This window comes from Mycolicibacterium palauense, from assembly GCF_002592005.1.
Classification (GTDB): domain Bacteria; phylum Actinomycetota; class Actinomycetes; order Mycobacteriales; family Mycobacteriaceae; genus Mycobacterium; species Mycobacterium palauense.
The window spans coordinates 1-13492 of the sequence record NZ_NVQF01000044.1 but is presented as its reverse complement, the minus strand read 5'-3'; the positions used below and the strand labels follow the sequence as shown (position 1 = coordinate 13492).

Below are 13492 nucleotides of genomic sequence, written 5' to 3'. Positions count from 1 at the left end.
CGCTCCTAGGCCGCGCCGGGCGCCCCCGCCCGTCGCCGCCGGCCGAACACGAGGACCCCCACCAACGCGACCGCGTCGGTGGGTGAATGGGGCATCACCCGGTAGCCGAGGTCGGTCAGGATGCCCAGTTCCACGGGGCTCAACACCCGCACGCCGGGTCCCCGGTCGGTGACGGCGCTCATGATCTTGGATACCCACAGTCGTTACCAGGCCTTGCTCAGGACGTAGGCAGCGGTCAGGTCGACTTCGTAGAGGTGCCCATCTCGGCCCAAAGTCTTCGCGACAGTGACGTGGCCAAGTTGGCGCTGGAAAACCGGCTCTTCGGCCCGTGGAGATCAGTAGTGGCTTCGAACGCTCCGCGGCGCGCGAAGGAGCAGGGGGCATCAAGAGAACCTCTTCGGGCGTCCACGGATGCCCAGCGGACTGGCCGCAGCCAACGTGCTGCTGCCTGCGCGGTGACTTCACGGGTCGTACGCAGCGAGATCACCGAGACCGAGGCCATCGAGAGCCGCGAGAATTTCTCCTGCGGGGATACCAATGTAGAAGCCACCGAACTCGCCCGGTCCCATCACCCCCGCGTCCGACGGTTCCTCGCCAAGCGTGTTCTTCGCCGATAGACCTTCCTCGATCACCATTCCGATGACGCGTCCGTCCTGCGCCACGATTGGCCCACCACTGGCGCCTGGCCTCGCTATCGCCGAATAGAGAAATAGCGGACGCCGGTCATATCCCCGCACCTCCGGGTTGACGACCTCGCCCCGCTGAACGATGAGATTCGGACCGTCATCACCATCGGGGAGTTGCCCGGGCGGGTATCCGAAAACGTAGGTCGTGTCACCCCATTGTGGATCGCGAAACCCTATATCGGGGACGGGCTTCATCGGTGCGTGTCCAGGCGCGGGCTCTACTTCGAGAACAGCGAGGTCAATATGCTTGCTCCTGCGCGTATTGGTAATTCTTACTTGCGATGCTGGGCGAGGAGGCGCTTTACTATGCGGCTTCGGACTGCTCGATCTCGGCGGCGCCATTGTGGGAGTTACGAGCACGGTATCGAGCACCATTCCGTCAACGTTGTGTTTGGCGGTCAGGATGTGGTTCTGGCCGATGATTAACCCTGAGCCAATACCGTGCCTACCATCTTTGCGGCGAGTGCCCGTAATTGCGATAGTCACCGACCCATAGGTGGGTATAACGAGGCCAGCACCCAGTAAGCCCGACAGCCAGAGATCGCCACGCCCCTGTACATTGGTGATTTCTCCGCCTGACAAATAGTACCTGTTAATCACGTCCATCTGTTGCGGCTCACCGAAATACGGGTGCCTGATCAGAAATCCGCTTCTCTCCAATTCCGCGCAGAACCGTGAAATTTGAAAGGCGTACTGAAGGTGATCGACTCCAGTGAAAGATTGTAGATAACGGCACAAGTGGTATACGGTGCAGCCTCGCGATAACCCATTACGCATTTCACCCGGATTCGGCAGCTCTAAAGCCTCCTCCACAGACTTGTCCCGTTGTGGATGGAATACAGCCCAGGCGGCACGGGCGATCAGAGCCATATAGCCAACATCGAACGGGCCGCCACTCATGCTCCAAGGCTAGAATACTTGTTCGAGAGTCAACGGGTTGGCGCGCCGCCGACTCTTTTCGCACGTTGAGTGCAACTCAACCCGCGCCAATGGAGATCGTGGCTCAGATTCCCATCCAATCGGTCAATTCAGCCAACGCTGGCTGGCCTACATAGACGACATTACGAACACTGCCTTGTGGTGGCGCTCCATGGGCGCGATGTCCGGGTTGGCGTCGGTGCGCCTGCAAACGTCGAACTGCCTCGCGGTAAGGAACGCAGCCAGCACTGCCCAGCAATCATAATAACGGCGGAATGGTTCCACAAGTATCGCATTGCCCCCATCGCTCCACGGAAGATGACCCATCTCACCAGCGACAAAGCTGGGCAGTTGCAGATCTAGTTAATGTCCAGATGTATCCAAACGAGTCCAAACCGGAAACGTCAAAGTGTAGGGACTGTAGCCGCATAGCGCCCCACCCCGGCAAACCTCCAAGGGCAGGTGGTCCCGACCCGTAACGCCCCCGTCTCCCACGCGCCGGGCAGGCTTCAATCGCCGTTCACTCGCTCCTCGCCTCACGCTCGCGAAGCTGCCGTAACTTCCGGCGCGATCCCGGCCCCAGCCCGGCCGGATGCCCCGTCGGAAGGATTCCCAGCCATGGCGCTTCAGCCGTTGAACCTGTTCGTCAGCCACAACGGAAAGTCCTCCCGCCAGCACGTCACGTGCCGGTACAAGTGCGGCGACGCGTGCTCCCGGCCCGCGCCCAACACCAGCGACAACGAGTACTTCGGCGATGTGGTGCGTCAGTCGGTGTCGCGGCGCTCGGTGCTGCAGGCCGCCGGGGTGACGGTGCTGGCGGTCGGCGCCGGTTCCGCGCTGGCCGCCTGCTCGTCGGATCCGGCCCCACAGAACGGCGCCGCCGGCACGTCGAGCGAGGCACCGAACGCCCCGAGCCCGGGGATGAACTTCGCCTCGGTGGCGCCCAACAGCGAGGATGCCGTGATCATCCCCGACGGCTACAACCAGGCGGTCGTCATCAGCTGGGGCGACCCGGTGCTGCCCGGCGCACCCGCTTTCGACGTCAACGCGCAGTCGGCCGCGGCCCAGCGCCAGCAGTTCGGCTTCAACAACGACTTCGCCGGGCTGCTGCCCATCGAGGGCTCCCCCAACCACTACCTGCTGGTGGTCAACCACGAGTACACCACCGAGCAGTTCATGTACCCGCGCTACGACGCCGACAAGCCGACCCGCGACCAGTTCGACACCAGCGTCGCCGCCCACGGGCTGACCGTCGTCGAGGTCGAACGCACCCCCGACGGACTCCGGCCCGTGATGGGCCGCTACAACCGGCGCGTCACCGCCGACACGCCGTTCACCCTCACCGGGCCCGCCGCCGGCACCGACTTCGTCAAGACCGCGGCCGACCCCACCGGGCGCACCGTGGCAGGCACCGTCAACAACTGCTCCGGCGGTGTCACCCCCTGGGGCACGGTGCTTTCCGGCGAGGAGAACTTCAACAACTACTTCGGCGCCGCCGAGGGTTCCCAGGCCGCCAACCCGGTGGAGGCCGACCGGTTCGACCGCTACGGCATCGAGTTCGAGCCCAGCGAACGACGTTGGGAGAACTTCGATCCCCGGTTCGACCTCACCGCCACACCCAACGAGACCAACCGGTTCGGCTACGTGGTGGAGCTCAACCCGTGGGACCCGGCCTCCACCCCCGTCAAGCACAGCGCCCTGGGCCGGTTCAAACACGAGGCCGCCAACATCTATGTCACCGACGACGGGACCGTGGTGGCCTACTCCGGCGACGACGAGCGGTTCGACTACATGTACAAGTTCGTCTCGTCGAAGAAGGTGCAGCCCGGCCGGGACCCCGCGGCGATGGCCCACAACATGACCATCCTCGACGAGGGCACGCTGTATGTCGCCAAGCTGAGCAGCGACATCCCCGCCGACCAGATCGACGGCTCCGGCACGCTGCCCGCCAGCGGGGCATTCAGCGGAACCGGGACGTGGATCCCGCTGCTGCGCTCGGGCCCCGACGGCGCGGAGTCGCTGATCGACGGAATCTCCCCCGAGGAAGCCGCCGTGTTCACCCGATTCGCCGCCGACAAGGCCGGCGCCACCAAGATGGACCGGCCCGAGGACTTCGAGGCCAACCCCACGACCGGCAAGCTCTACGTCGCCCTGACCAACAACGACAAGCGCGGCGCCAGCGGCAAGCCCGGCCCGGACGCACCCAACCCCCGCAACGACAACAAGAGCGGGCAGGTACTGGAGATCACCGACAACCACGCGGGCACCGACTTCACCTGGGATCTGCTACTGGTCTGCGGCGACCCGGCCGCCGCCGACACCTACTACGGCGGGTTCGACAAGACCCAGGTCAGCCCGATCTCCTGCCCCGACAACGTCGCCTTCGACAGCCACGGCAACCTGTGGATCTCCACCGACGGCAACGCCCTGGACGCCAACGACGGCCTGTTCGCGGTGGCGCTCGACGGCCCCAACCGCGGTGAGACCAAACAGTTCCTCACCGTGCCGATCGGCGCCGAGACCTGCGGCCCGATCATCACCGACGACCTGGTCACCGTCTGCGTCCAGCACCCCGGTGAACACGACGACAACAGCATCGACGACCCGCTGTCGCGGTGGCCCGAAGGCGGCAACGGCACCGCGCGCCCGTCGGTGGTCGCGGTGTGGCGCGACGGCGGTCAGATCGGCATGTGACGAGTCGCTGTGGGTGTCGGCGCCGCCGGTCGGATCGGCGCACCCGAGGGCTACTCTCGGATGAATGACCTTCCCGATCCGCATCGGCGTGCAGCTGCAGCCCCAGCACGCGCCGGACTACAACGACATCCGCGACGCCGTGCGGCGTTGCGAGGACATGGGTGTCGACGTGATCTTCAACTGGGACCACTTCTTCCCGCTCTACGGTGATCCCGACGGTGCCCACTTCGAATGCTGGACCATGCTGGGCGCCTGGGCCGAGCAGACCTCGCGCGTGCAGATCGGCGCCCTGGTCACCTGCAACTCCTACCGCAACCCCGAGCTGCTGGCCGATATGGCCCGCACCGTCGACCACATCTCCGGCGGCCGGCTGATCCTCGGCATCGGGTCGGGCTGGAAGCAGAAGGACTACGACGAGTACGGCTACGAGTTCGGCACGGCCGGCAGTCGGCTGGCCGACCTGGCCGAGGCGCTGCCGCGCATCGAGTCCCGGCTGGCCGCACTCAATCCGCTGCCCACGCGCCATATTCCGCTGCTCATCGGTGGGCAGGGCGAGAAGAAGACCCTGCGTCTGGTCGCCCAGCACGCCGACATCTGGCACGGTTTCACCACCGGAGCCACCTATCCCGGCAAGGCCGAGGTCCTGGCCCGCCACTGCGAGACCGTCGGCCGCGACCCGGACACCGTCGAGCGGTCCTCGGGGGTGGACGCCCGCGACGCCGACGGGCTGATCGCCGAGGCCGAGGCGTTGTCCGCGCTGGGCGTCACGCTGCTCACCGTCGGATGCGACGGCCCCGACTACGACCTCGACGCCGCTCAGACGCTGTGCGCCTGGCGTGACCGCCGCTAGCCTCGGTCTCTCATGCCCAAGAAGTACGGGGCCAAGGAGAAGGACCAGGTCGTCGCGCACGTGGTCAACCTCATCCTGACCGGAAAGCTGCGCACCGGGGACCGCATCGACCGCAACGAACTCGCCCAAGACCTCGGCGTCAGCCGCGTGCCCGTGCAGGAGGCCGTCGTCCAGCTCGAACACGACGGCATCCTGACCACCCGCTACCACCGCGGTGCCTTCGTGGAACGGTTCGACGAGTCCGTGGTGCGCGAGTACCACGAGCTGCACGGGCTGCTGACCGGGCTGGCCTCGGCGCGCGCGGCCGCCGACCGGAATCCGGCGCTGCTGGCCGAACTGGAACGACGGTTGCAGACGATGCGCCGGGCCTCCGAACCCGGAGCATTCCAGGACGCCGCGTTCGAATTCCGGCGCACACTGTGCGAAACCTATGCCGGCCCACGCCTGCTCGCACTGATCCGCGCCTCGCAGAGTTTCCTCCCCCGCCCCTTCTGGGCGGTCTACCAGGCCAGCCGCGAACAACTGCTGCCGTTCCTGGAGGCCGAGGTGACCGCCATCGCCGGGGGCGACCCGGAGGCGGCCCGGGCCGCCAACACCGGCCGGGCCCAGCTGATGGCCGAGATCATGCTCACCGAGCTGGCCCGCCGCGGGATCATCGAGGCGCCGCGCTGACTCCCGCGCTCAGCGCCCGTCGTCGCGCAGCATCCGGGCCAGGTCGTCGGCCTGCTCGGGGGTGAATTCACCGGAGAGCAGCAACGATCCCCCACGGATCTCCCGGGAGATCGACGGCGCCGAGAGCACCACCGCGTCGTGCAACAGCGCGACCTGCTTTCCCACCTGGGTGGCGGTGTAGTCACCGAAGGCCTCGCTGGACTCTGGCGTCAGATCCACCCGCACCGCCAGGGTGCCGTTCTCGGCCGGCGCCGGGTAGACCTCGGCGGCAGTGACGTTCAGCTCCAAGGCCACCGGCCCCAGCGAGAACATCGCCGTCTTCTCGATGTTGCACGCCGACAGCGGTTCGGCGGGGGCCACCGGCCCGACGGTCATGCAGGCCTCCGGCGCGGTGCCACGCACCTCGATCACCGGGCGGACCGCGATCGGGCGGCCGATCACCGGGGCCACCGCCGTGGTGCTGGGGCCGGCCTGCACCGGTGCCGGCGCCATCTTCTGGTACAGCAGCGGCACCAGCACCCCGGCCAATGCCCCGATCACGATGGCCAGGATTCCGATCGTCGCCAGGATGGCCAGCATCGTGGCCTTGGGTCCCCGGCCGCTGAGAGGATTGCGCATCAGTTGGATTATCGACCTCACCGTGGGAAGTGTCGGGCGGTTCGGATCCCCGGTTTGACCCCGCCGCCGCCGGTTGGCCCGGAATTCACAAGCATGTCAGAAATACCCGCGAGCACCGAGAATGACCGGCACTGACACGTTAGACTGTCGAACTATGGCAGAAAGCGACGCCACCCCCGCTGAGGTGACCGCGCTTGCAGAGGGGCTGCACCGGACACTGTCCAAACTGTTCTCGGTGCTGCGCCGAAGCGATGCCGACAACCCGGCGGCCGGGGACCTGACCCTGGCGCAACTGTCCATTCTGGTCACCCTCCTGGAGCAGGGTCCGATGCGGATGACCGACCTGGCCACCCACGAACGGGTCCGTACCCCCACCACCACCGTGGCGATCCGCCGGCTGGAGAAGCTGGGCCTGGTCAAACGCTCCCGCGACCCCTCCGACCTGCGCGCCGTACTCGTCGACATCACCCCCAAGGGCCATGCGTCGCACGCCGAGGCGCTGGCCAACCGGCGGGCGCGGCTGGCCGCGATGCTGCAGCAGCTCACGCCCGGTGACCTGATCACCCTGCAGGACGCCCTGGCCCCGCTGGAGCGGCTCGCCTGCGGGGAGCAGGCCTGCGGGGAGTCCGGCGAGAACGCCGTCCCCGGTGCCACTAACCCTGCCGGTAGCGCTGCCAACGACAGCGCCATCGCCGTCCAGCACTCGGGCTAGTCCGCGAGCGCTCAGCCCAACCAGTCCAACACCGCTGCGGCGGTCCAGGATTGCTGCATGCTGCCCAGCGGCTCCCCGGTGAACGGCTCGTAGTACTCGGCGAAGGTTCCGTCGCTGGCCTGACGCAGGCCCTCCTGCCGCAGCATCCGGGACCGCTCCGCCCAGCCCCGGCGGGCGAAGGCCCAGGAGAACAGCCACGTCATCACCGGCCACACCGGGCCGCGCCAGTATTCGCGGGGCCGGAAATCCCGCGAGACCGGCGAGGTGGACGGGATGAGCGCGTACTTCAGGTCCGGGTGACCGCAGAACCGCGGCCCCTCAAGCAGTTTCAGCAGCGTGCGCTCGCGGTCGTGGGCCAGCCCCCCGCAGAGCAGCGGCGCGAACTGGGCCACCGTCTCGGTGGTGATCAGCCTGTTGGTGCGGACGTCGAAATCACGTGCGGCGCCGGTGCGTTCGTCGGCGGTCTCCACCACGCCGGTACGGAACCGGTCGGCCCACCCGTAGAGATCGCGCACGTCGGCGCGGGGACGCTTGTAGTCCTCACCGATCTCGGCGAGCACGGTGCATGCCAACGAGAACACCGCCGAGACGAACACGTCCTCGACCGCGAAGCTCATCTCCTTGGGCAGCAGGTCGTCGTCGTAGCGGGCGGCCTTCATCTCCTCCAGCAGCCACAGGTACCGGTCGTACTCGCCGTCGGAGGGCCGCTGGCTCGGGTCGGTGATGATGTGGTTGTCCTCGCGCTGGTACTCGGGCACCTCACCGGGAACGACGTTGGCGTAGGCGGTATCCCAGCGCGGGGAGTTGTCCATTCCCGACTCCCAGCCGTGGTACAGCGTGATCCTGCCGTGGGAATTCTGATCGCGACACTCGGCCAGCCAGCGGTGCCAGCGCACCAGATCGCTCCACCGGCGGTCCAGGAACGCCTCGGCGACCGCGCGCGTGGACCGGCCGCGGTTGCGCGCGTGGTCCAGGATGCGCTGCACCGCGATGGCGTGCACCGGCGGTTGGGTGATACCGGAGGTGTGCCGGTTCAGCGGTGCGTGGGCGGACAGGGCCGAGCACGCCCAGCGCGCCGGGCCCGGGAAGTACCCGTCGACGCCGTTGGCGAACACGATGTGGGGAATCATCCCGTTGGCCCACTGCGCCGACAACAGGGTGTCGAGCTCGACGACGGCGCGTTCGACGCTCAACGGCGCCAGTCCCACCGCGACGAACGCCGCGTCCCAGCTCCACATGTGCGGGTACAGCAGCGGTGCCGCCGTGGTCATAACCCCCAGGTCATTGCCGCGCAGCAGATAGGCGGCGCGGGCCGCGAGCTGCGTCGGGGTGAAGGTGGGATCATGGGCCACGCCCTCCATTCTGCGTCGCGTCGCCTGTGCTCGCGCGGTGAGGACCCCGGGTGACCGCTGGCACACCCGCGGCCCGGCTAGGGTGGCCGGTATGCCGACCGCACTGATCACCGGCGCATCCCGGGGGCTGGGCACCGCCATCGCAGAGGCACTGGCCCCCACCCACTCGCTGCTGCTCGGCGGGCGCCCCTCCCCGCAGTTGCAGGCGGTCGCCGACCAGCTCGGGGCCACCGTCGTGCCCCTGGACCTCGCCGACGACGACCCGCTGGGCCCGGTGGCCGAGCCGCCCGCCGAGCTGGACGTTCTGGTGCACAACGCCGGGGTCGCCATCCCCGGCCGGGTCGCCGAGTCGACCGTCGAACAGTGGCGAACAACCATGCAGGTCAATGTGATCGGCGCGGTGGCTTTGACCCTGGCGCTGCTGCCGGCCCTGCGCGCGGCCGCCGGTCAGGTGGTCTTCATCAACTCCGGTTCCGGGCGCAACGCTTCACCCGGGCTGGCCTCCTACTCGGCGAGCAAGTTCGCGCTGCGCGCATTCGCCGACTCGCTGCGCGCCGACGAGCCCCGGCTTCGGGTGTCCTCGGTGCATCCGGGCCGCATCGCCACCGACATGCAACGCACCCTGATCGCCTACGAGGGCAGGGACTACGACCCCGGACAGTTCCTGCGACCGGAGACGGTCGCCGGGATGGTGGCCGAGGTGGTCTCCACCCCCCGCGACGCCGACGTCCACGAGGTGGTCATCCGCCCCGCCTGACCCCGGCCCGACTCCGTCAGGCCCGTCACATCGCCCGACTCCGTCAGGCCGGTCACATTGCCCGACTCCGTCAGGCCGGTCACATTGCCCGACTCCGTCAGGCGACGATATTGACCAGCTTGCCGGGCACCACGATGACCTTCTTCGGGGTCGCGCCGTCCAGGAACGCCAGGACCTTCTCGTCGGCCAGTGCGGCCGCCTCCAGCGTCGCCTTGTCGGCGTCGGCCGGCACCGTGATGCGGCCCCGGACCTTGCCGTTGACCTGGACCGGATACTCCACGGTGTCCTCGGTCAGATAGGCCGGGTCGGCCACCGGGAACGGGCCGTGCGCCAGCGAGGACTCGTGGCCCAGGCGCTGCCACAGTTCCTCGGCCAGATGCGGGGCCAGCGGCGCCAGCATGAGCACCAGCGGTTCGATCGCCGCGGCGGCCGTGACCGCCTCCTTGGTCAGGTGGTTGGTGTACTCGATCAGCTTGGCCGCCGCGGTGTTGTTGCGCAGCTGCGCGTAGTCCTCGGACACCCCGGCGATGGTGCGGTGCAGCGCCTTGAGCGTCGCCTCGTCGGGCTCGGCGTCGGGGGTCACCCTCACCTCGCCGCTCGCCTCGTCGACGACCAGGCGCCACACCCGCTGCAGGAACCGGTGGGCGCCGACGACATCCTTGGTCGCCCAGGGCCGCGAGGCCTCCAGCGGGCCCATCGACATCTCGTAGACGCGCAGGGTGTCGGCGCCGAACTCGTCGCAGATCTCGTCGGGCGAGACCGAGTTCTTCAGGCTCTTACCGATCTTGCCGAACTCCTGGTTGACCTCGATCTCGCCGTCGGGTCCGGGCCAGTAGAACCTGCCGTCGCGTTCGGTCACCTCGGCGGCCGGCACGTAGGTGCCGCGGGCGTCGGTGTAGGCGAAGGCCTGGATGTAGCCCTGGTTGACCAGGCGCCGGTACGGCTCGCGGGAGCTGACGTAGCCGAGGTCGTGGAGGACCTTGTGCCAGAACCGCGAATACAGCAGATGCAGCACGGCGTGTTCGACGCCGCCGACGTACAGATCCACCCCACCGGGGTCTTTGGCCCCGTGCGTCTCCGGCCGCGGCCCCATCCAGTAGGCCTCGTTCTCCTTGGCGCAGAACGAGTCCGGATTGTGCGGATCGCAGTAACGCAGCTCGTACCAGGAGCTGCCCGCCCACTGCGGCATCACGTTCGTGTCCCGGGTGTAGGACCGCAGGCCGTCGCCGAGGTCGAGCTCGACGTGCACCCACTCGGTCGCCTTGGCCAGCGGCGGGGACGGCTCGCTGCCGGCGTCGTCGGGGTCGAAGAGCACCGGCGAGTAGTCGGGGACGTCGGGCAGTTCGACAGGCAGCGCCGATTCGGGCAGCCCGTGGGCGCCGCCGTCGGCGTCGTAGACGACCGGGAACGGCTCGCCCCAGTACCGCTGCCTGGCGAACAGCCAGTCGCGCAGTTTGTACTCGATGCGGGCGCTGCCCCGCCCCGACTCGGCCAGCCGTGCGGTGACCGCCGCCTTGGCCGCCGCGACCTCGGAGCCGTCGAGGTCGCCCGAGTTCACCAGCACGCCGTCACCGGTGTAGGCCCCTTGCGAGACATCGCCCCCGGCAATGACTTCCACGATCGGCAGGCCGAATTCCTGGGCGAATTCCCAGTCCCGGGCGTCGTGGCCCGGTACGGCCATGATCGCGCCGGTGCCGTACCCGACCAGGACGTAGTCGGCGATGAAGACGGGTACCGGGCTCCCGTTGACCGGGTTGACCGCGTAGCCGCCGAGGAACACCCCGGTCTTGGTCTTGTTCTCCTGGCGCTCCAGGTCGGACTTCGCCGCGATCGCCTTGCGGTAGGCCGCGACCGCCTCGGCCGGGGTGGCCGCGCCGTAGGTCCAGCGTTCGTCGGTGCCCTGCGGCCAGGCCTGCTCGGTGAGCCGGTCCACCAGCTCGTGCTCGGGGGCCAGCACCAGATAGGTCGCCCCGAACAGGGTGTCGGGCCTGGTGGTGAAGACCTCGATGTCCACCGGCGCCGAGGAGGCGCCCGCCGAGAACAGCACCGCGGCGCCCGTCGATCGGCCGATCCAGTTTCGTTGCATGGTCTTGACCTTGTCCGGCCAATCCAGCACATCGAGATCCTCCAGCAGCCGCTCGGAGTACGCGGTGATCCGCATCATCCACTGCCGCAGCCGTTTCCGGAACACGGGGAAGTTACCGCGATCACTGCGGCCGTCGGAGGTGACCTCCTCGTTGGCCAGCACCGTGCCCAGGCCCGGGCACCAGTTGACCATCGAGTCGGCCCGGTAGACCAGCCGGTGTCCGTCGACCACCTCGGCCCGCTGGTGGGCCGTCAGTTCCGCCCAATCTCGACCGTCATCGAGTGTTCTTGTACCCGAGTCGAACTCGGCGATCAGCTCGGCGATCGGCCGGGCCTTGCCGGCGGCGGGGTCGAACCAGGAATTGTAGATCTGCAGGAAGATCCACTGAGTCCACTTGTAGTAGTCGACGTCGGTGGTGGAGAAGCTGCGCCGCGAGTCGTGACCCAGACCCAGCCGGCCGAGCTGGCGCCGGAAGTTGACGATATTGGCCTCGGTGCGGGTGCGCGGGTGGGTTCCCGTCTGCACCGCGTACTGCTCGGCGGGCAACCCGAACGAGTCGAAACCCAACGCATGCAGCACATTGCGGCCATGCATCCGGAAATAGCGGGCATAGACGTCGGTGGCGATGTAGCCCAGCGGGTGGCCGACGTGCAGGCCCTCCCCGGACGGGTAGGGGAACATGTCCTGGACGAACATCTTGTCCGCCGGCACCGCGGACCCGTCGGGTGGTGCCAGCGAACCCACCGGGTTGGGCACGTTGAAGGTGCCCAACCGGGCCCAGTTGGTCTGCCAGCTCTGTTCGATCCGGCCCGCCAGCTCTGCGTTGTAGCGGTAACGGGGTGTTTCCTCCACCGGGGTGCCGGCCGGGCCTGCGGTCGGGGTTTCGCTCACCGCACCAGGGTATAAGGGCATGTCCGCGGGTCGGAAAACAGCCGGGCCGTCGCGGCGTGCGCCCCCGCGCCGGCCGGGCCGACAACGACGCCGACAAGGACGCGACAACGACGCCGACAACAACTTGGTCTCGGTTGCGTCGCGGGGGGGTCAGCGGTTGGTTCCAGCTCGGTTCCAGGTGCGCCCGCGGCCTTCAGAACTGCCCCGCGATGTGGATACATTCACCCCCTGAGCTTGGGTGACAGGCGCACCCGCACACATCCGGATACCCGGTCCGGATACCACGCGATCCCGGAAGGATGGCCGTCGATGTTCGCAACTGCCCGTAGCTGGCGGGTACTGGTCGGTGGCGTCGCCACAGGCGTCGCCGGGGTCGTGGGCTTGGCGGGGGCCACCGCCTCCGCCGAGCCGACGCTGCCGCCGGCTCCGCCGGTTCCGGCCCCGGTCACGGTGACCCAGACCGTCGTGGTGCCCGAGACCGTCGGCCCGGTTCCGGCGACCGCGGACGCGGCCACCACCGTCGCGGTCGCCCCGCAGATCGCCGAGCAACAGGCCGCCACCGCCCCCGTCGTGCCCGCGGCGCCGGTCAGCACCCTGGTGCCGGCCAGCTCCGGGACCCTGCGCGAGTACTTCGGTGAGAAGGGCGTGCAGATGGAGCCGCAGAACCCGCGCGACTTCCGTGCCCTGCACATCACGCTGCCGGTCCCGACCGGCTGGACCCAGGTGCCCGATCCCAACGTCCCCGATGCGTTCGCGGTGATCGCCGACCGGGTCGGCGGCGACGGCCTGTACACCTCGAACGCGCAGGTCGTGGTGTACCGGCTGGTCGGCGATTTCAATCCCGAGGAGGCGATCACCCACGGGTTCATCGACAGCCAGCAGCTGACGAACTGGCAGTCCACCGACGCCTCGCTGGCCACCTTCGGCGGGTTCCCGTCCTCGCTGATCGAAGGCACCTACCGGCAGAACGACATGACGCTGAACACCTCGCGCCGCCACGTCATCGCCACCGCCGGCGCGGACCGGTACCTGGTGTCGCTGTCGGTGACCACGGCCGTCAACCAGGCCGTCGCGGCGGCCGGCGCGACCGACGCCATCGTCAACGGTTTCCGGGTCACCGACCCGGCCACAGCTTCCCCGGCTTCCCCGGCCGCCCCGGCCTCGCCCGCGTCGCCGTTGACGTCCGCGACGCCGGCCCTTCCCGCCGCCCCGGCCGCCTCCGCGGCCTCCGCCCCCGCAGGGGCCTCGGCCCGGGG

At 68.4% G+C, this 13492-nt stretch carries 11 protein-coding genes; 6 read left to right on the top strand and 5 right to left on the bottom strand.

The window, feature by feature from the left end; translation table 11 throughout:
* Window positions 1-5 precede the first annotated feature (5 nt).
* Window positions 6-182, bottom strand: coding sequence for a hypothetical protein (locus CSR00_RS30695; RefSeq protein WP_176562125.1), 177 nt, complete (start codon window positions 180-182; stop codon window positions 6-8).
* Between the two features lie 279 nt (window positions 183-461).
* Window positions 462-1586, bottom strand: a complete 1125-nt coding sequence (locus tag CSR00_RS17525) for a S1 family peptidase (protein WP_099023702.1) — start codon at window positions 1584-1586, stop codon at window positions 462-464.
* A 636-nt stretch (window positions 1587-2222) separates the two neighbouring features.
* Here CSR00_RS17525 and CSR00_RS17520 point away from each other — a divergent pair.
* The 3 genes from CSR00_RS17520 (at window position 2223) to CSR00_RS17510 (ending at window position 5820) form a co-directional block, all read left to right on the top strand.
* Window positions 2223-4298 carry a PhoX family protein gene (locus CSR00_RS17520; protein WP_099023701.1) on the top strand — a complete coding sequence of 692 codons (2076 nt, stop codon included), beginning with the start codon at window positions 2223-2225 and terminating at the stop codon, window positions 4296-4298.
* Window positions 4299-4362: 64 nt separating this feature from the next.
* Complete coding sequence (locus CSR00_RS17515) at window positions 4363-5148, top strand: LLM class F420-dependent oxidoreductase (protein WP_099023700.1); 786 nt, start codon at window positions 4363-4365, stop codon at window positions 5146-5148.
* A 12-nt stretch (window positions 5149-5160) separates the two neighbouring features.
* A complete protein-coding gene (locus tag CSR00_RS17510) occupies window positions 5161-5820 on the top strand; it encodes a GntR family transcriptional regulator (RefSeq protein ID WP_099023699.1) in 660 nt (219 codons plus the stop codon).
* A 9-nt stretch (window positions 5821-5829) separates the two neighbouring features.
* Here CSR00_RS17510 and CSR00_RS17505 read toward each other — a convergent pair whose 3' ends face one another.
* Window positions 5830-6438, bottom strand: coding sequence for a SecDF P1 head subdomain-containing protein (locus tag CSR00_RS17505; protein ID WP_099023698.1), 609 nt, complete (start codon window positions 6436-6438; stop codon window positions 5830-5832).
* 154 nt (window positions 6439-6592) lie between these two features.
* Here CSR00_RS17505 and CSR00_RS17500 point away from each other — a divergent pair, with 154 nt between their 5' ends.
* Window positions 6593-7150: a MarR family winged helix-turn-helix transcriptional regulator gene (locus CSR00_RS17500; RefSeq protein ID WP_099023697.1), complete on the top strand. Its 558-nt coding sequence runs from the start codon at window positions 6593-6595 to the stop codon at window positions 7148-7150.
* 11 nt (window positions 7151-7161) lie between these two features.
* On the opposite strand, the gene ggh is transcribed toward CSR00_RS17500, so the two are convergent.
* Window positions 7162-8511 (bottom strand): glucosylglycerate hydrolase, encoded by a 1350-nt coding sequence (gene ggh, locus CSR00_RS17495; RefSeq protein ID WP_176562124.1) that lies wholly within the window; start codon window positions 8509-8511, stop codon window positions 7162-7164.
* A gap of 82 nt (window positions 8512-8593) precedes the next feature.
* Here ggh and CSR00_RS17490 point away from each other — a divergent pair, with 82 nt between their 5' ends.
* On the top strand, window positions 8594-9259 hold the full coding sequence (locus CSR00_RS17490; RefSeq protein WP_099023696.1) for an SDR family oxidoreductase: 666 nt from the start codon (window positions 8594-8596) through the stop codon (window positions 9257-9259).
* Window positions 9260-9356: 97 nt separating this feature from the next.
* Here the strand turns inward: CSR00_RS17490 and leuS are convergent, their stop codons facing one another.
* Entirely contained in the window at window positions 9357-12257 is a 2901-nt protein-coding gene (leuS, locus tag CSR00_RS17485; protein WP_099023695.1) for a leucine--tRNA ligase, read from the bottom strand.
* A 288-nt stretch (window positions 12258-12545) separates the two neighbouring features.
* Here leuS and CSR00_RS17480 point away from each other — a divergent pair.
* On the top strand, window positions 12546-13492 hold a 947-nt coding region (locus CSR00_RS17480), incomplete at its 3' end, for an LpqN/LpqT family lipoprotein (protein ID WP_141564389.1).

Excerpts from the sequence above, each read along its gene's own strand:
- CSR00_RS30695 (WP_176562125.1), bottom strand. The coding sequence starts at position 182 with ATGAGCGCCGTCACCGACCGGGGACCCGGCGTGCGGGTGTTGAGCCCC.
- CSR00_RS17525 (WP_099023702.1), bottom strand. The coding sequence starts at position 1,586 with ATGAGTGGCGGCCCGTTCGATGTTGGCTATATGGCTCTGATCGCCCGT.
- CSR00_RS17520 (WP_099023701.1), top strand. The coding sequence starts at position 2,223 with ATGGCGCTTCAGCCGTTGAACCTGTTCGTCAGCCACAACGGAAAGTCC.
- CSR00_RS17515 (WP_099023700.1), top strand. The coding sequence starts at position 4,363 with ATGACCTTCCCGATCCGCATCGGCGTGCAGCTGCAGCCCCAGCACGCG.
- CSR00_RS17510 (WP_099023699.1), top strand. The coding sequence starts at position 5,161 with ATGCCCAAGAAGTACGGGGCCAAGGAGAAGGACCAGGTCGTCGCGCAC.
- CSR00_RS17505 (WP_099023698.1), bottom strand. The coding sequence starts at position 6,438 with ATGCGCAATCCTCTCAGCGGCCGGGGACCCAAGGCCACGATGCTGGCC.
- CSR00_RS17500 (WP_099023697.1), top strand. The coding sequence starts at position 6,593 with ATGGCAGAAAGCGACGCCACCCCCGCTGAGGTGACCGCGCTTGCAGAG.
- ggh (WP_176562124.1), bottom strand. The coding sequence starts at position 8,511 with ATGGAGGGCGTGGCCCATGATCCCACCTTCACCCCGACGCAGCTCGCG.
- CSR00_RS17490 (WP_099023696.1), top strand. The coding sequence starts at position 8,594 with ATGCCGACCGCACTGATCACCGGCGCATCCCGGGGGCTGGGCACCGCC.
- leuS (WP_099023695.1), bottom strand. The coding sequence starts at position 12,257 with ATGCCCTTATACCCTGGTGCGGTGAGCGAAACCCCGACCGCAGGCCCG.